Raw genomic sequence first — 20,764 nt, 5'->3', positions numbered from 1 at the left:
CGCGTATCTTTGCAAGCATGCGTGAGCAGTGACGACTTAAACCTTCGCCGCTTTAACCTTCTTCTCCGGCTTCGGCAACGATATCAACCGCGTACCGGCAACCCGGTCATGCAGGAACTGCCGATCCTTGTTCAACAGCGCGGTCGCCGCCCATGCCACGATCCCGACCGCCACTGCTGCGCTGACCTGGCCGGCGCTCTTCCACCCAAACGCGTAACACGCCACGATCGCCGGCAGAAACCAGAACCACGCCATCAGGTAGCGCACGGCGGACGCGCGGTACGGCACCGTCTTGTAACCGAGTTTGACGACCTTGATACGCCACGTCTTCATCGCCAGCGTATGTCCGCTGCCGCTCCACGCATGGATGAAGTACAAGGCGCCAACGAGAAAGAACACGGCATTGCGGCCATGTTCAATCAGCGATGAATGAAATTTCTGGGTGATAAACAGGTAGATAAACATCGCCAGCGCCTCGACCGCGATAAACAGGAAGGCTTCATACACCATACTGATCAGGCGACGTTTGACGGTCGGCGTTGCAATCACAGACTTACTATTTTGCATTTGGGACGGGAGCTGCCGGGGCGACCGGTGTGGGGGTGACTGTCGTAGGAACAACGGGAGCGACCGCTGCGGGCGCGGCGGCAGGCGCCGCAACGCAGGCCGGCGTCGGCGCCGCGGTATTTTTCACTGTGCCGGCCGGGCAGGTTGCCACCGGCGGCGGCGTGCGCTTGAGCGGCTCCACCGTCTTGCCGCTCGATTGCGCCGCCGACGGCAGGTTGGCGACCTGCTTCTTGCCGCGTGCGATGGCGGCATCGGCGGCAAGCTTCTTCTTTTGCTCTTCCGGCAACTGCTGGTACTTTTCCCACTCCTCGGATTTCTGGCCTGGGTCGATTTTCTTGGTGCGCGTGTAATTCTCGCGCACCAGGCGGCGCTCGTCCGGCGTCATTTTAAGCCAGTCGCGCATGCGTTCGTGCACCCGCACCTGCTCGTCGGGCTTCATCGACGAATAGCGGTTGGCGATCTCAAGCCATTTCTGCTTGCGCACGCCTTCCATGCGGTCCCACTCGCCGGCCAGCGGCTCGAGCGCGATCTGCTGCGGGCGTGTCAGCGTATTCCACAACGGCTTTTCAGGGGCCTTCTGGACCGGCGGCCTGACTGCGGCCGGCGCTGGTGAAGTGGGCGCCTGCGCGACGGCGGCGCCGGCCAGGCCAGACAATGCCAGCGCCGTTACGGCCGCCTTGAAGAAGAAAGACAAATGCGCGGCAGTCACCTTATTGACCGCGCTGCGCCAGATAGGCGTTAAAACCATGATCGAGGTAGGCGGTCAGGGGGAGTTCGTCGGACAGTACCGCCGCGTCGAGCTCGGCGAGTTCGGCGATGCGCTGCTGCTGCTCGTACTGGTACACGCCGGCAAGGCCGGCAACGAGGGCCAGCAGCGGGATGATCGCGCCGGCGCGACCGAGTGAGGAGAATGTAAAAAAGCTGCCGAAGTTGCCGGCAAGGGCGCGCTGTGCGACCTGGACGGGGGCGTGCGCTTTTTTGCGCGAAACGGCCATCTTGCGCGCCGAAGCGAGCCGTTCGGCGGTGGAAGCCGGCAAATTGTCGAGGTTCGCGTTGAGCGCGTGCCGCACTTTGTACGCCAGGTTGATGTCTTCGGTATTCATAATTTTAATCCCTTGGCTTTCAGCGCTTCGGCGAGGGTATGGGTCGCCCGTGAACAGTGTGTCTTGACGCTACCTTCTGAACACCCCATTGCTTCCGCTGTTTCAGCCACGTCCATGTCCTGCCAATAACGCATCAGGAACGCTTCCCGTTGACGCGAAGGCAGTTTTTGTACCTCCGCTTCGATCACCGCCAGGGTCTGCATCCGCTCGACCTGGTCGGCACTCGACTCAGCGCGGGCAGAACCTTCTTCCGCTTCGTACGAATCGAGTATATCAAAGTCGTCGTCGCCGCCATCGCGTTTGCCCATCGAAGAGAACAGGCTGACCCACGTATTTCGCACTTTTTCGCGGCGGAAGTAATCAAGGATGGTGTTCTGGAGGATGCGCTGAAACAACATCGGCAGTTCGGCAGCCGGCTTGTCACCGTATTTTTCGGCAAGCTTGATCATCGCGTCCTGCACGATATCAAGAGCGGCCTCGTCCTTGCGCACGGCGTAGACCGCCTGCTTGAAGGCGCGCCGCTCGACATGCTCGAGGAAATCGGATAATTCTTTGTCTGTGGCCATGCGCGGAAGGAGTTGCAACATCGGGGTCAGACCTAGGTCTGACCCCGATGTCTGAAGGGGTGACGTCATTACGCCAATAGTGCTGAACTGCAAAACTGACGCATCCTAGCAAAAAACGGGCCATTTTGCTCGGTTTTTACGCAAAATGCACCGCCGCGGATCACGCCGCCATCTTTTACCTTGACCAAAATGGTGCAACGCAGTAAGGTAAGCCACGCTTTGCAACCCCGAAGCTGTATGGTCAGGTCGTGACCGGCACACAAGGCCACCATCGACATGACGCGCTTTCATATGTAGGCAGTTTGCTCTAACCCGTGCCACAAGTACGAGAGGTTCGCGTAACCGCTGCAGAAACTCACGCCAAACGAGTTGCGCTTAGCGCCGGTTCGTAACGTATCTATGGGTACGTGAAAAATCGCCGTGACCGCAGAAAGAAGGGAAGCCTGAGCACTGTCGCGCCACGTGTATCTCGTTAGGAAAGAGCATCCGATCACCTCCCAATGGGTCTTGAAAGGAATGTATCATGAACAACGAAACGACAGCTCCCATCACGGGCGCTGAGATTGTCGTCCGCTGTCTGGCCGAAGAGGGCGTCAGGCACGTCTTTGGTTATCCCGGCGGCGCGGTGCTGTATATCTACGACGCCATCTTCAAGCAAGACAAATTCCAGCACATACTGGTGCGCCATGAACAGGCCGCCATCCACGCCGCCGACGCCTATTCGCGCAGTTCGAATACGGTCGGGGTCGCCCTCGTCACGTCCGGTCCGGGCGTGACCAATGCCGTCACCGGCTTGTCGACCGCCTACATGGATTCGGTGCCGATGGTCGTCATCTCCGGCCAGGTGCCGAGCCACGCGATCGGCCAGGACGCGTTCCAGGAGTGCGACACGGTCGGCATCACCCGCCCCGTCGTCAAGCACAACTTCCTCGTCAAGGACGTGCGCGACCTGGCGGCAACGATCAAGAAAGCATTCTTTATCGCCCGCACCGGCCGTCCCGGTCCGGTGCTGGTCGATATCCCCAAAGACATCAGCATGCACACCTGCCATTTCGATTATCCGAAGGAAATCGAAATGCGCTCGTACAAGCCGGTCGACAAGGGCCACTCGGGCCAGATCCGCAAGGCGGTGCAACTGCTGCTGCAGGCCGAACGGCCGATGATCTACGCCGGCGGCGGGGTGATCCTGGCCAACGCCGCGCCCGAGCTGAACAAGCTGGTCGACCGTCTCGGCTTCCCGTGCACCAACACGCTGATGGGCCTGGGCGGCTACCGCTCGTCGTCCGACAAGTGGGTCGGCATGCCCGGCATGCACGGCACCTACGAAGCGAACATGGCGATGCAGCACTGCGATGTCCTGATCGCCATCGGCGCCCGTTTCGACGACCGCGTGATCGGCAACCCGAAGCACTTCGCCTCGCATCCGCGCAAGATCATTCACATCGACATCGACCCGTCGTCCATTTCGAAGCGCGTCAAGGTCGACATTCCGATCGTCGGCAACGTCAAGGATGTGCTGGTCGAGTTGCTGTCGCAGCTCGACGCCGCCGACGCCAAGGTCAATGCGGCGCCGCTGAAGGACTGGTGGAAGCAGATCGGCGAATGGCGCGGCCGCGACTGCCTGAAGTTCCAGGATTCGGACACCATCATCAAGCCGCAGTCGGTCGTGCAAAAAGTGTGGGAAGTGACCGGCGGCGACGCCTTCATCACGTCGGACGTCGGCCAGCACCAGATGTGGGCGGCCCAGTACTATCCGTTCGACAAGCCGCGCCGCTGGATCAATTCCGGCGGCCTCGGCACGATGGGCGTCGGACTGCCGTACGCGATGGGTGTGCAGATGGCCAACCCCGGCGCGACCATTGCCTGCATCACCGGCGAAGGCTCGATCCAGATGAACATCCAGGAACTGGCTACCTGCAAACAATACCACCTGACGCCAAAGATCATCCTGCTCAACAATCGTGCCCTCGGCATGGTGCGCCAGTGGCAGCAGATCGACTACGGCGGGCGCTATTCGGAGTCGTACATGGATTCGCTGCCGGACTTCTCGATGCTGGCTGAATCATTCGGCCACGTCGCCATGAAGATCGAAAAGCCGGGTGACGTCGACGGCGCCTTGAAAGAAGCGTTCAGCATGAAGGACCGGCTGGTGTTCATGAATTTCATTACCGACCAGTCGGAAAACGTGTGGCCGATGGTGAAAGCCGGCAAGGGCCTGTCCGAAATGCTGCTTGGCTCGGAGGACCTCTGACATGCGCCATATTATCTCTGTCCTGCTGGAAAACGAAGCCGGCGCGCTGTCGCGCGTGGTCGGCCTGTTCTCGGCCCGCGGCTACAACATCGAGACCCTGACCGTGGCGCCGACCGAAGACGCCACCTTGTCGCGCATGACGATCGTCACCAGCGGCTCGGACGACATCATCGAGCAGATCACCAAGCACCTGAACCGCCTGATCGAGGTGGTCAAGGTGGTCGATCTGACGGAAGGCTCGCACATCGAGCGTGAGCTGATGCTCATCAAGGTGCGCGCGGTCGGCAAGGAGCGCGAAGAGATGAAGCGCACCGCCGACATCTTCCGCGGCCGCGTCATCGACGTCACCGAGAAGACCTACACGATCGAACTGACCGGCGCCAAGAGCAAGCTCGACGCGTTCATCGATTCGATCGACCGCGCGTCGATCCTCGAAACGGTCCGTACCGGCGGCTCGGGCATCGGCCGCGGCGAACGCATCCTCAAAGTCTGAGCATTTCCCCACAACTTAAAATTACAGGAAAAAATATCATGAACGTTTTTTACGACAAAGATTGCGACCTCTCCCTCGTCAAAGGCAAGAACGTTGCCATCATCGGCTACGGCTCGCAGGGCCACGCCCACGCACAGAACCTGAACGATTCGGGCGTCAACGTCACCGTTGGCCTGCGCAAGGGCGGCGCTTCGTGGAACAAGGTCGAACAGGCCGGCCTGAAAGTAGCTGAAGTCAACGACGCCATCAAGGCCGCCGACATCATCATGATCTTGCTGCCTGACGAGAACATCGCCCAGGTCTACAACGAAAACGTCGCGCCGCACGCCAAGCAGGGAGCCGTGCTGGCCTTCGCCCACGGCTTCAACGTGCACTACGGCCAGGTCGTGCCGCGCGCCGACCTCGACGTCATCATGATCGCGCCAAAGGCGCCGGGCCACACCGTGCGCGGCACCTATGCGCAGGGCGGCGGCGTGCCGCACCTGATCGCCGTCTACCAGGACAAGTCCGGCTCGGCGCGCGACATCGCCTTGTCGTACGCGATGGCCAACGGCGGCGGCCGCGCCGGCATCATCGAAACGAATTTCCGCGAAGAGACCGAGACCGACCTGTTCGGCGAGCAGGCAGTGCTGTGCGGTGGCGCCGTCGAGCTGATCAAGGCTGGCTTCGAGACCTTGACCGAAGCCGGCTACGCGCCGGAGATGGCGTACTTCGAGTGCCTGCACGAACTGAAGCTGATCGTCGACCTGATCTATGAAGGCGGCATCGCCAACATGAACTACTCGATCTCCAACAACGCCGAGTACGGCGAATACGTCACCGGTCCGAAGATCGTCACGTCGGCCACCAAGGATGCGATGCGCCAGTGCCTGAAGGACATCCAGACCGGCGAGTACGCCAAGAGCTTCATCCTCGAGAACAAGGCCGGCGCGCCGACCCTGATCTCGCGCCGCCGCCTCAATTCCGAGCACCAGATCGAAGTGGTGGGCGAGAAACTGCGCGCGATGATGCCGTGGATCGCGAAGAACAAGCTGGTCGACCAGTCGAAAAACTAAGCAGCACCGCAACTCTCAAGGCCGTCATTCCCGCGTAGGCGGGACTGGCGGTTTTTCATTTTGCGTGTACTTTGTATGTAAACAGTAATCAATTGCAACGAATGGTGTCCGACGCCCGCCGCTCGCCGTTTTCCGGTTATCTTTCAGGCTAAGAACAACAACCTGAAAGAGTCACATGTCTTTTCCGAAACTCCTCATCGCCGCCACGATCATCCTGGCATCGCAAGTCCACGCCCAGACGCTCGTCATCGTCCCCGCTTTTGGCGAAGTGACGCATCCGAACGACCAGGCCACCGCCACCTTCCTCGTCGAAGAACAGGACAAGGACAAAGCGGCCGCCGCATCGCGCGTGAACCAGAAAATGAAGCAGGGCCTCGACATCCTGCGCAAGGAAGACCCGCAAGCGATTCTGAAGACGCAGGGCTACTACACCTATCCGATCTACCCGGAGCAACGCCCGCTGCCGAACGGCACCATGCCAAAACCCGTCGCGACGGGATGGCGTGTCGGCAATTACGTCGAAATGAAAACCACCAGCCTGGCCAGCCTGGCGAAAACAACGGCCGCCGCCCAGAAAGTGCTCGCACTGAACAACCTCAATTTTGGTCTGACCCCTGCCACCTTGAAGAAGCTGGACGACCAGCGCATCGGCGCGACCTACCGCAACCTGACCGAGCGAGTCGCGTCGATCGCCAAGGCAATGGGGCGCAACACCGCCGACGCCGTGCTCGACACGGTTGATTTCGAAGGCTCCGGCAACTATGCGGCGCAGGGCGAAGCTGCCGGGGCGCCAATGGCAATGTCGCGCATGGCAAAGGACTCGGGCGAAGTGAGCGAACCGACCTTCGAGCCGGGCGAGACGACGCTGCAAATGCGTCTGGTCGGCAAGGTGAAGTTCAAGTAATTTTCTGTGTTGGCGGCGCATTAACTTTCCCTTTCGGGTTATCTTGTCTCTTCATTAAGTCAATCTGAGGAGAAAGTTATGTCGCTGCCGAAACTGTTCATCGCCGCCGCGCTGGTGCTGTGCGCGCACGCCAACGCGCAAACGACGAGCTCGACCGCTGGCGCACTGGTGGTCGTGCCGGCGTTTGGCGAAGTGACCCACGCCAACGACCAGGCCACGGCGGCGTTTGCGGTCGAGGAGCAGGACAAGGACAAGACCGCCGCCGCGTCGCGCGTCAATCAGAAGATGAAGCAGGGCACCGAGATCATCCGCCGGGAGGATCCGCAGGCGAGCCTGAAAACGCAGGGCTATTACACCTATCCCATCTATCCCGAGCAGCGGCCGCTGGATGGCGCGGCCGTGTCGAGGCCGGTGCCGGTGGGCTGGCGCGTCGGCCAGTATCTGGAAGTGAAAACGACCAACCTGGCAAACTTGGCGAAGACCACCGCCGCGGCCCAGAACGTCATGTCGCTCAACAACCTGCGGTTCGGCTTGTCACCTGCAACGCTCAAGCAACTCGACGAGCGCCGTATTGCCGCCACTTATCTGAACCTGAACGAGCGCATCGCCTCGATCGCCGCGGCGATGGGCCGCAAGCCGGGCGACGCCGTCATCGACACCATCGACTTCGAAGGCTCCGGCCGCTACGCCGAGCAAGCTGTCAGCGTCACCGGCGCGCGCATGATGGCGGCGAAGACGGCGCCGGAAGTGGCCGAGCCTACTTTCGAGCCGGGCGAGACGACTTTGCAGATGCGCCTCGTCGGCAAGCTTAAGTTCAGGTAATAGTAACGGTTCGCTATGTATTTCGTTAGCCTACTATAATAGGATAAAGACGCGCTCACACCAGAAACGGAAACTTATGCCCATATTCCCCCGCCGCCGGAAACCCGGCGCCAAAAAACTGTCGCGCTTCGGCAAAATCGGCCGGCAAAAATTTGACGCCAACGGCATTCCGGTGCGCCGGCGCGGGATTTACCTGTTGCCCAACGCTTTCACCACCGCGGCGCTGTTCTGCGGCTTCTACGCCATTGTGATGGCAATGAACCAGCGTTTCGAACATGCAACCTGGGCCATCTTCGTGGCCATGGTGCTCGACGCCCTCGACGGTCGCGTCGCGCGCCTGACCAACACCCAGTCCGAATTCGGCGCCCAGTACGACAGCCTGTCCGACATGGTGTCGTTCGGCGCCGCGCCCGCGCTGGTGATCTACGAGTGGTCGCTGCGCGGGCTCGGCAAGCTCGGCTGGATCGCCGCCTTCGTCTACTGCGCCGGCGCCGCGTGCCGGCTGGCGCGCTTCAACACCAACATCGACGTAGTCGACAAGCGCTACTTCCAGGGCTTGCCAAGCCCTGCCGCGGCGGCGATCGTCGCCGGCTTCATCCTGATGATGACGGACCTCGGAGTGAGCGGCATGCAGATGTCGTGGATCTCGTTCGGCATCGCGCTGTTCGCCGGCCTGACGATGGTCACCAACGTGCCGTTCTACAGCTTCAAGGACGTCAATTTTCGCAAGTCGGTGCCGTTCATCGCGGTGTTCCTCATCGCCCTGGCGTTCGCGCTGGTGTCGATCGATCCGCCGAAAGTGCTGTGGCCGATTTTCGTCGCTTACGGCTTATCCGGTTACGCGGTGTACCTCTGGCGCCTGGCGAAGGGCAAGCCGGTCAGCATCGTGCAGACCGACGCCGAGCCGATCGATCCGAGCGACCGCAGCTAACATCAGCGCCGTTACCTCTAGCGGAAAAACCGCCTTTCCTCGTACATCGGATCCGGTCCGTTTTGCATCATCTGCACCACGCCGGCGCGGTCGAAGTGCACGTGCATCATCGAATTCCACACGCCGGCCTCCTTGTAGCGGTACGACCAGACCTCGAAGTCGCGCAGCGGCAGGAACGATTTTTCGGCCGGCCGGCCAACGGCGCGCAGTACATCCTCGTGCGTTGCCGAGCCGACCTTGATGGTGGCGAATTTTTCGCCCGTCAGCACCTGTTCGAGCCGCGTCAGCCGGCCGTCGGCGCCGATGTGCGCCATCCACGTGGTCTGGCCCATCGGCCCGGTCGCGTACTCGAGCAGCTGCTCTTGCCCGGCAGAATATGACGCCGTCGGCGTTCCCAGCTTGAGCTTGACCGTGTCGATCGAGTCGCCCGGCAGCAACGGCGGCCCGGACAGGCTGGCGCAGCCTGCCACGGACAGCAATACAAACAGGATGGTTATCACATTTCGCATGGTTTCACCCCCAAAAGCTGCAAAAATCCTATCATGCCCGACTCAGGCGCATTGAGCACTGGCTGCACGAACAGTTTTCGCATATACTAGCGGGTCTGGTCGTTTGGACCAGCTTGTTAATCGAAGTTCACGGTGCGCTGGGTTGCGACTCTTGCACCGCATGTGAAAGGTAATATCATGACCGTAGAAAACATCAACAAAGCCGCGATTATCGCGGACAACGCCCGTGCTCAAAACGACACCGGTTCGCCAGAAGTCCAGGTCGCACTGCTGACCGCACGCATCAACGAACTGAACGGCCACTTCAAAGCCCACGCGAAAGATCACCACTCGCGCCGCGGCCTGATCATGATGGTCAACCGTCGTAAGAGCCTGCTGTCCTACCTGAAAAGCAAAGACGCTGCCCGTTATCGCGATCTGATCGCTAAACTCGGCCTGCGCAAGTAATTTTTGCCGCTCCCGATTTAAACGAAAATGCCTGCGTCAGTCTGACTGTCGCGGGCATTTTGCATTTCTGAATAGTATTAAAGTTGCATTAAAGCAGTAAAGGCAAGGTTGCACTTGCCTGTGGTGAGGTGAACGACAGCCCCTGAAAATCTGTCGGCAAATAGAAAGGGATTACCCATGTTTAACAAAGTTACGAAAACGTTCCAGTACGGTCAGCACACGGTCACGCTGGAGACTGGCGAGATCGCTCGCCAGGCGTCCGGCGCGGTGCTGGTGTCGATCGACGACACCGTCGTGCTGGCGACTGTCGTCGCGCGCAAGGACGCCAAGCCGGGCCAGGACTTTTTCCCGCTGACCGTCGACTACGTCGAGAAGACTTACGCTGCCGGCAAGATCCCGGGCGGCTTCTTCAAGCGCGAAGGCCGTCCTTCGGAAAAGGAAACGCTGACGTCGCGCCTGATCGACCGTCCGATCCGTCCGCTGTTCCCGGAAGGCTACCTGAACGAAGTCCAGATCATCATCCACGTGCTGTCGGTCAATCCTGAGATCGATCCGGACATCGCCGCCATGATCGGCGCATCGGCCGCGCTGTGCGTCTCCGGCGTGCCGTTCTCCGGCCCGATCGGCGCCGCCCGCGTCGGTTACGCCAACGGCCAGTACATCCTGAACCCGACCACCACGCAGCTCAAGACGAGCCAGATGGACCTGGTCGTCGCCGGCACCGAAACGGCCGTCCTGATGGTCGAGTCCGAAGCGCAGCAGCTGTCCGAAGAAATCATGCTCGGCGCCGTCGTCTTCGGCCACGACCAGATGAAAGCGGTCATCGACGCGATCCATGACCTGGTACGCGACGGCGGCAAGCCGGAAGTCGAGTGGACTGCGCCCGCCAAGAACGAAGCGCTGATCGCCCGCGTCAAGGCGTTTGCCGACGCCAAGATCAACGATGCCTACCAGACCAAGGACAAGCAGGCGCGTACCGCCAAGCTGAAGTCGGCGTTCTCGGAAGTGGTCGCTGCCCTGACGGCTGAATCGGCCGCCAACAACCTCGGCGACATCGACAGCTCGGAAGTCGGCAATATCCTGTTCGACATCGAAGCGTCGGTCGTCCGTTCGCAGATCCTGAACGGCGAGCCGCGCATCGACGGCCGCGACACTCGCACCGTGCGTCCGATCTCGATTCGCACCAGCGTGCTGCCGCGCACCCACGGTTCGGCGCTGTTTACCCGCGGCGAAACGCAGGCGCTCGTCGTTGCCACCCTTGGCACCGCGCGCGACAGCCAGAAGATCGATGCGCTGATGGGCGAGTACACCGACTCGTTCATGCTGCATTACAACATGCCTCCGTTCGCCACCGGCGAAACCGGCCGCGTCGGTACGCCGAAGCGCCGCGAAATCGGCCACGGCCGCCTGGCCAAGCGCGCGCTGCTCGCAGCGTTGCCTAACCCGGAAGACTTCAGCTACTCGGTGCGCCTGGTGTCGGAAATTACCGAATCGAACGGTTCGTCGTCGATGGCATCGGTGTGCGGCGGTTGCCTGGCACTGATGGACGCCGGCGTGCCGATGAAGGCGCACGTCGCCGGCATCGCGATGGGCCTGATCAAGGAAGGCGGCAAGTTTGCCGTGCTGACCGACATCCTCGGCGACGAAGACCACCTCGGCGACATGGACTTCAAGGTAGCCGGTACGCCTGAAGGCATTACCGCGTTGCAGATGGACATCAAGATCATGGGCATCACCAAAGAGATCATGCAAGTGGCACTGGCGCAAGCGAAGGAAGCGCGCCACCACATCCTCGGCGAAATGCAGAAGGCGATGCCGCACGTGAAGACCGAACTGTCGGACTTCGCACCGCGCCTGATCACCATCAAGATCAACCCGGAGAAGATCCGTGACGTCATCGGCAAGGGCGGCGCCGTCATCCGCGCGCTGACCGAAGAGACCGGCACCCAGATCGACATCAGCGACGAAGGCGTGGTCACCATCGCTTCGGTCGACGCTGCCGCCGGCCAGGAAGCCAAGCGCCGCATCGAAGAGCTGACCGCATCGGTCGAAGTGGGCAAGACCTACGACGGCGTCGTGCTGAAATTGCTCGACTTCGGCGCGATCGTCCAGGTCATGCCGGGCAAGGACGGCCTGCTGCACATCTCGCAGATCGCCAACGAGCGTGTCAACGCCGTTGCCGACTACCTGAAAGAAGGCCAGGCAGTGCGCGTCAAGGTCCTCGAGACCGACGACCGCGGCCGCCTGAAGCTGTCGATGAAGGCCGCTGAAGGTGCCGAGGGCGCCGCAGCACCTGCAGCGTAATTCGCATCGCCCCGGCCTCGGCCGAATGAAAAAACCGCCAGCGCGCAAGCCCTGGCGGTTTTTTTGTATTAATTTGTTCGGAATGGCGCCGGTTTGCTTGGCGTCGAGAGTCCCGGTAGGGCATGCATTAGTGTGTATGATTACTCACGCAGCGCCGACGGAGATACAGTTGAATTCGACCGTTCTCATCAGGAAGTTGCAGGTGGCGGAGTGGCGGCCGGTCAGGCAAGCGGCAGTCACATTACCTTTAAGCACCCGAACTACACGAAGCTTTGTACCGTGCCTCACCCCAAAAAGGATCTGCCGGCCGGGACAGTTAAGGCAATTTTGAAAGCTGCGGGTCTAAAGTGATTACATCACGAGGAGGAAAATTCCATGGATATTCCTGTTGCCATTCATAAGGACGAGGACAGCGTTTACGGTGTCGTGGTGCCAGGAGTGCCAGGCTGCTTTTCGTGGGGTGACTCCATCGACGATGCGCTGATAAATGCGCGGGAAGCAATATCCTCTCAAGTCGCGGCGATGATTGATGAGGGCCTTCCAGTGGACCTCGGCCATTCCAAGATAGAAGACTTCGCTCAACGCGACGGATATGCGGGCGTCACCTGGGCACTTGTGCAAGTCGACCTGTCCCAACTCGAGGCTAGATTGCAGCTCGTCAAAGGCCGCTCTCGCGGCTGACCAAGACGTGTCAAGGCAGACTCCGTACTACACATACCGGTTGGCGTGGTCAGGCGAGGACGGCGAGCACGTTGGGTTGTGCGTGGAATTTCCGTCTCTGTCTTGGCTCGCGCCAACTCAGGACGAGGCTTTGAGCGGGATCCGGCGGATCGTCTCGGACGCAGTGGCGGACATGCATGCTAGTGGCGAAGAGGGACCGCAGCCGCTGGCTGATAGCCCTCAACGTGCGAGCAAGTGATCGCCGAGCCGCACTCCAAGGCATAGCAGCGTCAGCGTCGGCGGCAGCCCCCATGCGCGCGGAATGACCGAAGCGTCGCAGACAAACAGATTGGCCGCGCCGGCTTCCAGATTGGCGTCGACGCCGTCACCGATGCGCACGCTGCCGCCCGGGTGCGCGGCGAAGTGGTGGCTCTGGAATACATGCGTCGCGCCGGCGGCGGCCAGCACGTCGCGCGCCACGCCCACGCCGGTATCGAACTTCTTGCGGTCCGACGCCAGCAGCGGCTTGCTGGCCCAGCGTGGGCCGACCGCGCCGCCGATCTCGTCGCGGATCTTGACCATGATGCTGAGCGTGCGGCGATGCGCCAGCAGGCGGTCCAGCCGGCCAACCTGGGCCGTGAAGCCCTGGTACATCGGCGCCGGCAACGTCATGTCGGCCAGCGTGATGCCATCGTCATCCCAGCGCGCGCCCGCCGCCATCGGCACTTCGGCGCCGCCGTCGATGTCGTCAACCGTGCCCATCACGGCGATGACCGGATCATTGAAGAAGCTGCTCTCGCGCGATCGCAAGCCGGAACTGTGCAGCAGCCGCGGACTGCCGACGCCGCCGCCGGCCAGCACGACAACCGGCGCCTTGACCTGTTGCACTTCGCCGCCGCGCACGAACGCGACGCCGGCGGCGCGGCCGTCTTCGATGAGGACCTTCAGCACCTTGGCGCGGTCCAGCAACTGCGCGCCGTGCTGGCCGGCGTCGTCGAGAAAATCGCGGGCGCTCCATTTGGCGCCGAACGGGCAGCCATACGCGCAACGCCAGCAGCCGGCGCGGCAGATCTGCGGGCGGATCATCTTGTCGAGCTTATGCCAGTTGAGCCCGATCGCGCGGGCGCCCGTCATGATGCGCGACGCCATCGGGCCGACCAGCTTGTCCGGCAGCGGCCCGATCGGCAGTTCGGCGCGCAGGCCGCGCAGCGCCGGCACCAGGTCGATGCCGTAGGCGGCGAACATCGCCAGCGGCGGATCGGCGGCGGTGGCGAAATTGATGGCTGAACTGCCGCCGGCGGTGACGCCTTGCACCAGCAGCGACGCGTCGCGCTGGATGAACACGCCTTTGCCGGGCACCGCCGCCATCTTCGCCATCTGGGCCAACGTGCCGGCCAGCGGCGCGGCGCTGCCCTGTTCGAGCACCAGCACGCGCCGGCCGCCGCGCGCGAGCTGGCGTGCGACGCTAGCGCCGCCGGGCCCGCTGCCGACGATGATCGCGTCGTACGAAGAGGAAAGCGCTGCAGTCATGGAAAAGGGACGGAGGGCGGCAATGTCCGACAGTATCCGCGCTGCGGCCGGTGCCGTCAAAATTCGATCATTCGGCGCCAATTGATGAGAAAAAAGAAGGTGCTGCTAGCGTACGTCAAGCAGACGATGCAGCTCAACGACGAGGGCGTGAAGACGCCCGCGCGCGCCAAGCCGGCAACGCCGCGCGCCGTCGTCGTGCCCGACTGCTTCCAGGCCGCGCTGAAGGCGCGCGCGCAGGCAGAGGAACAGTTCGACGCCGGCAGCGCCAGCTTCAAGCGCGAATACATCGACTGGTTGGAAGAAGCAAAGACCGAAGCGACGCGTACGCGCCGGATGGACAAGGCGATCGACGGGATCGCCGAGGGCAAGGGACGCAACTGGAAGTACGCGAAGGGTTGAAATGATCATATATGGCGGCCGTTTTCGGGCACGCCCGGGCCGATTCGGTGCCGCGCCGGCCCGCGCTGCGCCAACTTGGTGAGGCGGCGACGCTAAAACGGCCATATTTGCTGGCACGGAACATGCGTTAACTGCTGTATCCCTGCATACCCCGGATGGAGTTCACCATGACAGCCCAGCTCAGTATCCCACTCGCACCGAACGCTGAGACAGCAACCGCCGACGTGCATTTGTCCGGGGATGTGTTCGGCGCCCTGATCAACCTGTCCGGCCGGCGCCGCTTCACGTCGCAGCGCGTGGTGCTGTACGCAGTGCTCGCGTCGATGGGCCATCACGGCGCGGCTGCCACCGCGCGTGAGACGCTGGCCTTGTTCAGCGATGCCCACACCGTGCTGATTGAAGGCAGGGGCGCCTTGCCTGGCGTGTTCTGCAGCCAGCTGCGCGACGCGTATTTCGGCACCTTGCAAGGCGACAAGGTGATCCGCGACTTCATCGCGCTGGCCGAGGCTACGCTCGATGCGATCGTCGGCAACGGCCGCGGCGCGCCCGGCCTGCTCGACGAACTGGTGCGTGGCGCGACGCCGTTGCTGAGCGTTCTCAATGGATTGACGCTGGTCTACGAAGAGCAATCGAAGCGCCATGCCCACGCCCAGAAGCGCCAGTTGCAGGAATTAATGGGCGATATCAAAACCATCGCCAGGCACGCCCGCATGGTCGCCTTCAACGCGCAGATCGTCGCCGCGCGCGCCGGGACGGTTGGCCGCGAGTTCGCCGTGGTGGCCAGCACAATGACCAACGTCACGTCCGAAATCGACAAGCTGGTGCAAGCGGCGCTGACCAGCTCGCTGGCGCACTGACGCGCCGGATTCTTACAAGCTAGTCTTCAAGAGGCCAGTTCAGCTCGGTCTGCCACTGCGCCGGGTCGGATGTATCGCCCGGCCCGACCAGGTAGCGCTCGAACATCTGGCGTTGCGCCGCATGGCCGTTCGCCCCGATCCATTCGCGCAACTCACCCCATGCCGAACCGAGGCCTTCCATCGGGCGCGATACACCGCGCGCGCGACCTCGAACTCAGGCACTTCGCTGCCGACGACGCGCCCGCTCGGCTGAATTTACTGCGCGACCAGAAAGGCGATGTCGAAGTCGAACACCGCTCTCGGCATGTTGACGTGGTAGCTGAGCAAAGGGCCGGCTGGCGCCTGCCCCTGCGCGCCCAGCACGCCCAGCAGTTCGGTCACGGCCGGCCCGAACGCTTGCTGGATATCGTTGCGCGGAATGGTGAGGTGGACGGCGGCGGTAAGCTGCCGGTCCCATTGGACGATCTGCGGGGTGTCGATCATGGTTGCTCTCCTATTGATGTTGGGCGCGGATCGCGTCTGGCAGACCTTACTGCCTTATTCGCACGTGCAGTTGCACGATCGCCGAGTTATCTCCGGTATTCACTTCCTTTACTTCTAAATAGGGCTGTTTGCGGACCAGTTCCCCCAATTTGGCGAAACCATAGTTGCGCGGGTCGAACGAGGGGCTGTTTTTCATCAGCATGGACCCGATCGCGGCCAGCGCTGACCAGCCGGTTTCCTTGGCAGTGGCGGTGACGGCGTTGCGGAGCAAAGGTTCGACCGGTGCCACCGCGACTTCATCTGCGGCGATCGGCGGCGATTGCGGCCGCAGGATCTCCGTGTAAATGAACTTGTCGCAGGCTGCTACGAATGGCTGCGGCGTCTTCTTCTCGCCGAACCCGTAAACCTTCAGACCTGCCTCCCTGATCCGGTTTGCCAGTCGCGTGAAATCGCTGTCGGACGACACCAGGCATATCCCATTGATATTGCCGGCGTGCAGAAGGTCCATCGCGTCGATGATCAGTGCCGAGTCTGTCGAGTTTTTGCCGGTGGTGTAACTGAATTGCTGCATCGGCTGGATGGCCATGGTGTGCAAGACGTCTTTCCATCCTTTCAGGTTCGGCGTCGTCCAGTCACCATAGGCGCGTTTGACGCTCGCCGTGCCATAGCGCGACACTTCAGCCATTAGTTCCTCGATCACTGACGGCTGCGCATTGTCCGCATCGATCAGCACTGCCAACCTGTCGTTCACTGGTAATCCCATTCTGGCTCCCATCTATTCGATGCCTCAGCGTACAGCACGAGCCGGGCGCGAATATACGCGGAATGTAACGAGCAATTCACGAACAGCGCGATTTGCCCGCTATTCCTGCTTTTGTGTAGCCCAGGTAGCCAAATATGCATTTCATCGCAATTCGATGGAGCGGACAGGGCGGTGTAGTTATAGTCACACCATGGCAGCATCTGGATTATCGGGCAAGTTGCTGGTAGTGTTACGGCGACTCGCCAGCACGCTGAGCAGCAAACAATAACAACGCAGTGGAGAGTGTAATGAACCGGATTCTCAACTTGAGCATGTGCGGCGCGGCGTTGTGCGCGCTGGTCTCGACGACGGCCCTGGCGGCGGACGAACACGCCAGCGAGAAGCGCGCCATCGATGCGCGCGTGGTGCGCGTCAAGATCGACGGCGTCATCGACGTCAAGCTCAAGCAAGGGCCGGTGGCGCTGCTGGTCATCAGCGGCGACAGCCGCTACCTGGCCAGGACGACGACCATCCAAAGCGGCGACACCCTCGTCATCGATACCGAAAGCCATGACTTCAAGTTCAGCCGCTCGCGTTTGCGCGCCGAGCTGACGTTGCCCAAGCTGCGCGAAGTGTCGTCCGAAAGCGTCGGTTCGACCGACGTGGCCGGCTTCACCGGCGACGAACTCGACTTGACGCTCGACGGCGCCGGCTCGATGAAGGTGGTCGGCGACTTCAGGGTCGTCAACGCCACGCTCGGCGGCGTCGGCAGCATGAACATTCAGGGCGTCAACAGCGACGGCCTTGACTTGAACTTGCGCGGCGCCGGCTATGTCACGTTGGCGGGACGCAGCAAGTGGATGAAGGCGAACATGGGCGGCCTGGGCGGGCTCGATGCCAGGCAGTTCGAGGTCGAGGCGGTGACCTTGGAGTTGAGCGGGCTGGGCAACGCAAAGATCACCGCGCGCCAGAGCGCAACCTTGAGCGTGTCGGGACTCGGTTCGGTGACGGTGTACGGCAAGCCGCAGCACCGCAGCGTCAGCGTCGACGGCCTCGGCAAGGTGAGCTGGAAATAACCGGCCAACGAGCACAGAACACGCAGAAAATACACAGAAGCGTCGAATAATAAGAAATTGGGAACCTGGGTTTCACCAAGAGACATGAAAAAATATTTGTTGCGATTACATTCGCGCTCGGCGTGCACGCCAGCGCGGTGGCCGGCTTTACCGAAGGGGCGAACGCGTACAACGCGCGCAATTATGCGCTGGCGTTGAAAGAAGTCACGCCGCTCGCCAAGGCCGGCCACCCGGATGCCCAGCACTTGCTGGGACTGATGTATTACATGGGCCAGGGCGTCGAACGCGACTACAAGCAGGCCATGCAGTGGCACCGCAAGGCAGCGATGCAGGGCAAGGCCGACGCGCAGTACGTCGTCGGCGCGATGTACTACACCGGCAACTCGGTCCCGCTCGACCATAAGCTGGCGGTGTCGTGGTTTCGCAAGGCGGCCGAGCAGGGCCACGCCGACGCGCAATACGCCATCGGCCTGATGTACCGCTATCACCAGGCCGGCATGCCGCAGGACGTGGTGCTTGCCTACATGCTGTGGAACCTCGCCTCGGCCAGCGGCAACACCAACGCCGCCGAACAGCGCGCGGCGATCGCGCGCCGCATGACCCAGGAGCAGATCGAAGAAGCGCAGGCAATGGCGCGCGCCTGGCGTGTCGGCACGCCGCTGCCGACCAGGTCGCGCACCGGCGCCACCATCTCCTGAGCCGCACAGATCTCACTGCGCCAACGCTGGGGCAGCGGCCGCGGCCGCGTCCAGCGCCGGCGCCTGCGCCGTTACGTTCAGGTGCGAGCGGAACAGGTCCAGTGAAATCGCATTGCCCATCGCCTGGTAGCCCGCGTTGTTCGGATGGAGCCGGTCGCCGCTGTCGTAGCCCGGCCGCAGGCTGAGCGGGTTGGACGGATCCTGCAAGGCGCGGTCGAAGTCGATCACGCCGTCGAGTTCGTTGCCAGTGCGAATCCAGTTGTTGATCGACTGGCGCACCGCGTCCTTGGCCGTCGAATAATAGCCCGCCCCCTGGAATGGTCCCAGCGTGGCGCCGATCACCGCGATGCCGCGCGCGTGGGCGCGGGCGATCACCTGGCGGTAGCCACTGATGAAGGTGGCGGCAGTCATCGGCGCCGATGTCGAGGCGTAGCCGATGTCGTTAATGCCCAGCGCCATGATCAGGTAGCGCACGCCGGCCGTCGCCAGCACGTCGCGGTCGAAGCGCTCCAGGCCGTTGCGCCCGGCCAGCGAGCCGAGCGTGGTGCTCGTCAGCAGGCGGTTGCCGGAAATGCCGCGGTTGACGACGCCGAGCGTGGCGTTGACGCCGCCGCTGTCGGGCGTGCTCTGCAGGCGCCGCGCCAGCCAGTCGGGCCAGCGGCTGTTGCTGTCGTTGGTGCCGCGGCTGCCATCGGTGATCGAGTCGCCGATGGCGACGATGGCCGCGCCGGTACCGGCTACCTCAACCTCGGTCAGGAACGGCCACCACCACGTCGAGCGCGACAGCGGGAAGCTGCCGCCGCCCGTGAAATTGCCAGCCGTCGAGATGTAGACGGTCTGCAGCGCGTTCGGGTGCACGGTGGTCAGGCGGGTCGACGCCGGCAGGTGGATGCTGATGGCCAGGTCGGCCATTGCCGGAAAGCTGAGATCGACCGGATCGCTCAGCGCCGGCGCGCCCGGCGCGATGCTGATCGACGTTGCGCCGCCGAACGTCAGCGGGCGGTTGCTGCCGGCGGCGATCTGGTAGCCGCTGCCCTGGCGCAGCGCCACGCTGGCTGCGCCGAGATACAGCGCGGTGGTGCCCATTTCGTTCGACAGCCGGATCCGCACGCGGCTGCCGCCGACGCTCGTGTGCGCCACGAGACGCACCGTCTGGTTGGCCAGCATCTGCGTGTCGACGTCCTGCGGCGGGCCGGCCGGCGCCTTGCCGAAGGTGCCCACCCACTGTTCGCCGCGCCAGTTGGTCGCGTTCTGCGCGCCGGCCGGCGCCTGTACCAAGGTCAGCATGGCGGCGAAGGCCGCCTTCGAAACCAGCGCGCTGCCGTGCGCCCACCGCAAAAGCCTCATCATGATCAGCTCCCGTTGGTTGAATCGCCACCTCCCAGTTGAATCTACGTGGCTGACCTGGGCCGATCAAGGTGGCACAGCCGGGTAGCTTGCGGTAGGTCCAAGGATGGGCAGGAATCGGCTGCCGCGCGGATATATGGATGTGTGGGCTTACCATTTGCGCAATTTCCGGGGCAGGCCCTGCCATTGTTTGACCAGCCCCGGAACGACGGTTAAAATAGCGGGTTAAACAAATCTGGGCTACTATGCGTCGCAAACTCGTCGTCGGCAATTGGAAAATGAATGGCAGCAAGGCGTCGAACGCTGCGCTGCTCTCCGGTATTTCCGCGGGCGTCACGGGCGCGCAAGCGGCCTGCGCGGTGTGCGCGCCGGCGCCGTACCTGGCGCAGTGCGAAGCGGCCCTCGCCGGCGGCGCGCTGGCGTGGGGCGCGCAGGACGTGTCGGCGCATGCCGGCGGCGCCTACACCGGTGAAGTGTCGGCGGCAATGCTGGCCGACTTTGCCTGCAGCTACGTCATCGTCGGCCACTCCGAGCGCCGCGCCTATCACGCCGAGACCAGTGAACTTGTGGCCCAGAAGGCTGTCGCAGCATTGGAAGCGGGACTGACGCCGATCGTTTGCGTCGGCGAAACGCTGGCCGAACGCGAAGCCGGCCAGACTGCCGCCGTGGTGTCGGGTCAGCTCGATGCGGTATTGACCTTGCTGGGCGACGACAACATCGCCCGCATCGTGCTCGCCTACGAGCCGGTATGGGCGATCGGCACCGGCAAGACGGCGACGCCGGCGATGGCGCAGGAAGTGCACGCGCAGTTGCGCGCGCAACTGCAACAAAAGAATGCAGCAGCGGCCGCCACGGTACAGATCTTGTACGGCGGCAGCATGAAGCCCGACAACGCCAGCGAATTGATGGCCCAGCCAGATATCGACGGCGGCCTGATCGGCGGGGCAGCACTGAAGGCGGCCGATTTCCTGGCCATCGTCAGCGCCGCCAACTGAATTAGTAAACAGTAGTTTTTAGTCC

At 62.5% G+C, this 20,764-nt stretch carries 25 protein-coding genes and 2 pseudogenes; 16 read left to right on the top strand and 11 right to left on the bottom strand.

What is annotated here, in order from left to right; genetic code table 11:
• Positions 1-36: 36 nt before the first annotated feature.
• The 5 genes from ACP7DD_RS10500 to ACP7DD_RS10480 all read right to left on the bottom strand — a co-directional run bounded on the left by ACP7DD_RS10500 (position 37) and on the right by ACP7DD_RS10480 (position 2,514).
• Positions 37-549: an RDD family protein gene (locus ACP7DD_RS10500; protein WP_426174754.1), complete on the bottom strand. Its 513-nt coding sequence runs from the start codon at positions 547-549 to the stop codon at positions 37-39.
• Positions 550-556: 7 nt separating this feature from the next.
• Positions 557-1,315, bottom strand: a complete 759-nt coding sequence (locus ACP7DD_RS10495; protein ID WP_426174753.1) for a DUF3106 domain-containing protein — start codon at positions 1,313-1,315, stop codon at positions 557-559.
• On the bottom strand, positions 1,278-1,670 hold the full coding sequence (locus ACP7DD_RS10490) for a DUF3619 family protein (RefSeq protein WP_426174752.1): 393 nt from the start codon (positions 1,668-1,670) through the stop codon (positions 1,278-1,280). Before ACP7DD_RS10490 ends, ACP7DD_RS10495 begins: the two co-directional genes overlap by 38 nt.
• The gene (locus ACP7DD_RS10485; protein WP_426174885.1) at positions 1,667-2,236 is read right to left on the bottom strand and encodes an RNA polymerase sigma factor; all 570 of its coding nucleotides are present in this window, start codon (positions 2,234-2,236) and stop codon (positions 1,667-1,669) included. Before ACP7DD_RS10485 ends, ACP7DD_RS10490 begins: the two co-directional genes overlap by 4 nt.
• Positions 2,237-2,304: 68 nt before the next feature.
• Entirely contained in the window at positions 2,305-2,514 is a 210-nt protein-coding gene (locus tag ACP7DD_RS10480; RefSeq protein WP_426174751.1) for a hypothetical protein, read from the bottom strand.
• Between the two features lie 245 nt (positions 2,515-2,759).
• Between ACP7DD_RS10480 and ACP7DD_RS10475 the strand changes: the two genes are divergently transcribed.
• The 6 genes from ACP7DD_RS10475 (at position 2,760) to pssA (ending at position 8,692) form a co-directional block, all read left to right on the top strand.
• On the top strand, positions 2,760-4,487 hold the full coding sequence (locus ACP7DD_RS10475; RefSeq protein WP_426174750.1) for an acetolactate synthase 3 catalytic subunit: 1,728 nt from the start codon (positions 2,760-2,762) through the stop codon (positions 4,485-4,487).
• 1 nt (position 4,488) lies between these two features.
• Entirely contained in the window at positions 4,489-4,980 is a 492-nt protein-coding gene (gene ilvN / locus ACP7DD_RS10470) for an acetolactate synthase small subunit (protein ID WP_099789304.1), read from the top strand.
• Between the two features lie 38 nt (positions 4,981-5,018).
• Positions 5,019-6,035 carry a ketol-acid reductoisomerase gene (ilvC, locus tag ACP7DD_RS10465; RefSeq protein WP_099789302.1) on the top strand — a complete coding sequence of 339 codons (1,017 nt, stop codon included), beginning with the start codon at positions 5,019-5,021 and terminating at the stop codon, positions 6,033-6,035.
• A gap of 175 nt (positions 6,036-6,210) precedes the next feature.
• Positions 6,211-6,939 (top strand): SIMPL domain-containing protein, encoded by a 729-nt coding sequence (locus tag ACP7DD_RS10460; protein WP_426174749.1) that lies wholly within the window; start codon positions 6,211-6,213, stop codon positions 6,937-6,939.
• Between the two features lie 78 nt (positions 6,940-7,017).
• Positions 7,018-7,761 carry an SIMPL domain-containing protein gene (locus tag ACP7DD_RS10455; protein WP_426174748.1) on the top strand — a complete coding sequence of 248 codons (744 nt, stop codon included), beginning with the start codon at positions 7,018-7,020 and terminating at the stop codon, positions 7,759-7,761.
• Between the two features lie 76 nt (positions 7,762-7,837).
• On the top strand, positions 7,838-8,692 hold the full coding sequence (gene pssA, locus ACP7DD_RS10450; RefSeq protein ID WP_426174747.1) for a CDP-diacylglycerol--serine O-phosphatidyltransferase: 855 nt from the start codon (positions 7,838-7,840) through the stop codon (positions 8,690-8,692).
• A 17-nt stretch (positions 8,693-8,709) separates the two neighbouring features.
• Here the strand turns inward: pssA and ACP7DD_RS10445 are convergent, their stop codons facing one another.
• A complete protein-coding gene (locus ACP7DD_RS10445; RefSeq protein WP_426174746.1) occupies positions 8,710-9,201 on the bottom strand; it encodes a hypothetical protein in 492 nt (163 codons plus the stop codon).
• Positions 9,202-9,378: 177 nt separating this feature from the next.
• On the opposite strand from ACP7DD_RS10445, the gene rpsO reads away from it, so the two are divergent.
• From rpsO to ACP7DD_RS10420, 5 genes and pseudogenes are all read left to right on the top strand, one after another.
• Positions 9,379-9,648: a 30S ribosomal protein S15 gene (rpsO, locus tag ACP7DD_RS10440; RefSeq protein ID WP_099789292.1), complete on the top strand. Its 270-nt coding sequence runs from the start codon at positions 9,379-9,381 to the stop codon at positions 9,646-9,648.
• 177 nt (positions 9,649-9,825) lie between these two features.
• Complete coding sequence (pnp, locus tag ACP7DD_RS10435; RefSeq protein ID WP_426174745.1) at positions 9,826-11,952, top strand: polyribonucleotide nucleotidyltransferase; 2,127 nt, start codon at positions 9,826-9,828, stop codon at positions 11,950-11,952.
• A gap of 169 nt (positions 11,953-12,121) precedes the next feature.
• Positions 12,122-12,303: pseudogene (locus ACP7DD_RS10430) on the top strand (type II toxin-antitoxin system HicA family toxin).
• Between the two features lie 24 nt (positions 12,304-12,327).
• Positions 12,328-12,633, top strand: coding sequence for a type II toxin-antitoxin system HicB family antitoxin (locus ACP7DD_RS10425; RefSeq protein ID WP_426174744.1), 306 nt, complete (start codon positions 12,328-12,330; stop codon positions 12,631-12,633).
• 7 nt (positions 12,634-12,640) lie between these two features.
• Positions 12,641-12,847 (top strand): annotated as a pseudogene (locus ACP7DD_RS10420) (toxin-antitoxin system HicB family antitoxin); the annotation flags it as partial.
• 5 nt (positions 12,848-12,852) lie between these two features.
• Here ACP7DD_RS10420 and ACP7DD_RS10415 read toward each other — a convergent pair.
• Positions 12,853-14,142 carry a GMC family oxidoreductase N-terminal domain-containing protein gene (locus ACP7DD_RS10415; protein ID WP_426174743.1) on the bottom strand — a complete coding sequence of 430 codons (1,290 nt, stop codon included), beginning with the start codon at positions 14,140-14,142 and terminating at the stop codon, positions 12,853-12,855.
• Between the two features lie 84 nt (positions 14,143-14,226).
• On the opposite strand from ACP7DD_RS10415, the gene ACP7DD_RS10410 reads away from it, so the two are divergent.
• Both ACP7DD_RS10410 and ACP7DD_RS10405 read left to right on the top strand, forming a co-directional pair.
• Positions 14,227-14,541 carry a YdeI/OmpD-associated family protein gene (locus tag ACP7DD_RS10410; protein WP_426174742.1) on the top strand — a complete coding sequence of 105 codons (315 nt, stop codon included), beginning with the start codon at positions 14,227-14,229 and terminating at the stop codon, positions 14,539-14,541.
• Between the two features lie 167 nt (positions 14,542-14,708).
• Positions 14,709-15,398 (top strand): methyl-accepting chemotaxis protein, encoded by a 690-nt coding sequence (locus ACP7DD_RS10405; protein ID WP_426174741.1) that lies wholly within the window; start codon positions 14,709-14,711, stop codon positions 15,396-15,398.
• Positions 15,399-15,417: 19 nt separating this feature from the next.
• Here ACP7DD_RS10405 and ACP7DD_RS10400 read toward each other — a convergent pair whose 3' ends face one another.
• The 3 genes from ACP7DD_RS10400 to ACP7DD_RS10390 all read right to left on the bottom strand — a co-directional run bounded on the left by ACP7DD_RS10400 (position 15,418) and on the right by ACP7DD_RS10390 (position 16,632).
• Positions 15,418-15,579, bottom strand: a complete 162-nt coding sequence (locus ACP7DD_RS10400) for a hypothetical protein (protein WP_426174740.1) — start codon at positions 15,577-15,579, stop codon at positions 15,418-15,420.
• Positions 15,580-15,653: 74 nt separating this feature from the next.
• On the bottom strand, positions 15,654-15,881 hold the full coding sequence (locus ACP7DD_RS10395) for a hypothetical protein (RefSeq protein WP_426174739.1): 228 nt from the start codon (positions 15,879-15,881) through the stop codon (positions 15,654-15,656).
• A 46-nt stretch (positions 15,882-15,927) separates the two neighbouring features.
• Positions 15,928-16,632, bottom strand: a complete 705-nt coding sequence (locus ACP7DD_RS10390) for an NYN domain-containing protein (protein ID WP_426174738.1) — start codon at positions 16,630-16,632, stop codon at positions 15,928-15,930.
• A gap of 299 nt (positions 16,633-16,931) precedes the next feature.
• On the opposite strand from ACP7DD_RS10390, the gene ACP7DD_RS10385 reads away from it, so the two are divergent.
• Entirely contained in the window at positions 16,932-17,699 is a 768-nt protein-coding gene (locus tag ACP7DD_RS10385) for a GIN domain-containing protein (RefSeq protein WP_426174737.1), read from the top strand.
• Positions 17,700-17,821: 122 nt separating this feature from the next.
• Positions 17,822-18,397 (top strand): tetratricopeptide repeat protein, encoded by a 576-nt coding sequence (locus ACP7DD_RS10380; RefSeq protein ID WP_426174736.1) that lies wholly within the window; start codon positions 17,822-17,824, stop codon positions 18,395-18,397.
• 12 nt (positions 18,398-18,409) lie between these two features.
• Here ACP7DD_RS10380 and ACP7DD_RS10375 read toward each other — a convergent pair whose 3' ends face one another.
• The gene (locus ACP7DD_RS10375; RefSeq protein WP_426174735.1) at positions 18,410-19,747 is read right to left on the bottom strand and encodes an SGNH/GDSL hydrolase family protein; all 1,338 of its coding nucleotides are present in this window, start codon (positions 19,745-19,747) and stop codon (positions 18,410-18,412) included.
• A 242-nt stretch (positions 19,748-19,989) separates the two neighbouring features.
• Between ACP7DD_RS10375 and tpiA the strand changes: the two genes are divergently transcribed.
• Complete coding sequence (gene tpiA / locus ACP7DD_RS10370; RefSeq protein ID WP_426174734.1) at positions 19,990-20,739, top strand: triose-phosphate isomerase; 750 nt, start codon at positions 19,990-19,992, stop codon at positions 20,737-20,739.
• Positions 20,740-20,764: the final 25 nt, after the last annotated feature.

Source organism: Massilia sp. TWR1-2-2 (assembly GCF_049897565.1).
In the GTDB taxonomy this organism is placed as follows: domain Bacteria; phylum Pseudomonadota; class Gammaproteobacteria; order Burkholderiales; family Burkholderiaceae_D; genus JAFCUW01.
Note: the sequence above shows the minus strand (reverse complement) of the source record. Positions and strands in the feature narration are given on the sequence as shown.

Bases quoted from the DNA above. Each gene is read 5' to 3' on its own strand.
- ACP7DD_RS10495 (WP_426174753.1), bottom strand. From the start codon at position 1,315: ATGGTTTTAACGCCTATCTGGCGCAGCGCGGTCAATAAGGTGACTGCC.
- ACP7DD_RS10490 (WP_426174752.1), bottom strand. From the start codon at position 1,670: ATGAATACCGAAGACATCAACCTGGCGTACAAAGTGCGGCACGCGCTC.
- ACP7DD_RS10485 (WP_426174885.1), bottom strand. From the start codon at position 2,236: ATGGCCACAGACAAAGAATTATCCGATTTCCTCGAGCATGTCGAGCGG.
- ACP7DD_RS10480 (WP_426174751.1), bottom strand. From the start codon at position 2,514: ATGTCGATGGTGGCCTTGTGTGCCGGTCACGACCTGACCATACAGCTT.
- ACP7DD_RS10475 (WP_426174750.1), top strand. From the start codon at position 2,760: ATGAACAACGAAACGACAGCTCCCATCACGGGCGCTGAGATTGTCGTC.
- ilvN (WP_099789304.1), top strand. From the start codon at position 4,489: ATGCGCCATATTATCTCTGTCCTGCTGGAAAACGAAGCCGGCGCGCTG.
- ilvC (WP_099789302.1), top strand. From the start codon at position 5,019: ATGAACGTTTTTTACGACAAAGATTGCGACCTCTCCCTCGTCAAAGGC.
- ACP7DD_RS10460 (WP_426174749.1), top strand. From the start codon at position 6,211: ATGTCTTTTCCGAAACTCCTCATCGCCGCCACGATCATCCTGGCATCG.
- ACP7DD_RS10455 (WP_426174748.1), top strand. From the start codon at position 7,018: ATGTCGCTGCCGAAACTGTTCATCGCCGCCGCGCTGGTGCTGTGCGCG.
- pssA (WP_426174747.1), top strand. From the start codon at position 7,838: ATGCCCATATTCCCCCGCCGCCGGAAACCCGGCGCCAAAAAACTGTCG.
- ACP7DD_RS10445 (WP_426174746.1), bottom strand. From the start codon at position 9,201: ATGCGAAATGTGATAACCATCCTGTTTGTATTGCTGTCCGTGGCAGGC.
- rpsO (WP_099789292.1), top strand. From the start codon at position 9,379: ATGACCGTAGAAAACATCAACAAAGCCGCGATTATCGCGGACAACGCC.
- pnp (WP_426174745.1), top strand. From the start codon at position 9,826: ATGTTTAACAAAGTTACGAAAACGTTCCAGTACGGTCAGCACACGGTC.
- ACP7DD_RS10425 (WP_426174744.1), top strand. From the start codon at position 12,328: ATGGATATTCCTGTTGCCATTCATAAGGACGAGGACAGCGTTTACGGT.
- ACP7DD_RS10415 (WP_426174743.1), bottom strand. From the start codon at position 14,142: ATGACTGCAGCGCTTTCCTCTTCGTACGACGCGATCATCGTCGGCAGC.
- ACP7DD_RS10410 (WP_426174742.1), top strand. From the start codon at position 14,227: ATGAGAAAAAAGAAGGTGCTGCTAGCGTACGTCAAGCAGACGATGCAG.
- ACP7DD_RS10405 (WP_426174741.1), top strand. From the start codon at position 14,709: ATGACAGCCCAGCTCAGTATCCCACTCGCACCGAACGCTGAGACAGCA.
- ACP7DD_RS10400 (WP_426174740.1), bottom strand. From the start codon at position 15,579: ATGGAAGGCCTCGGTTCGGCATGGGGTGAGTTGCGCGAATGGATCGGG.
- ACP7DD_RS10395 (WP_426174739.1), bottom strand. From the start codon at position 15,881: ATGATCGACACCCCGCAGATCGTCCAATGGGACCGGCAGCTTACCGCC.
- ACP7DD_RS10385 (WP_426174737.1), top strand. From the start codon at position 16,932: ATGAACCGGATTCTCAACTTGAGCATGTGCGGCGCGGCGTTGTGCGCG.
- ACP7DD_RS10375 (WP_426174735.1), bottom strand. From the start codon at position 19,747: ATGATGAGGCTTTTGCGGTGGGCGCACGGCAGCGCGCTGGTTTCGAAG.
- tpiA (WP_426174734.1), top strand. From the start codon at position 19,990: ATGCGTCGCAAACTCGTCGTCGGCAATTGGAAAATGAATGGCAGCAAG.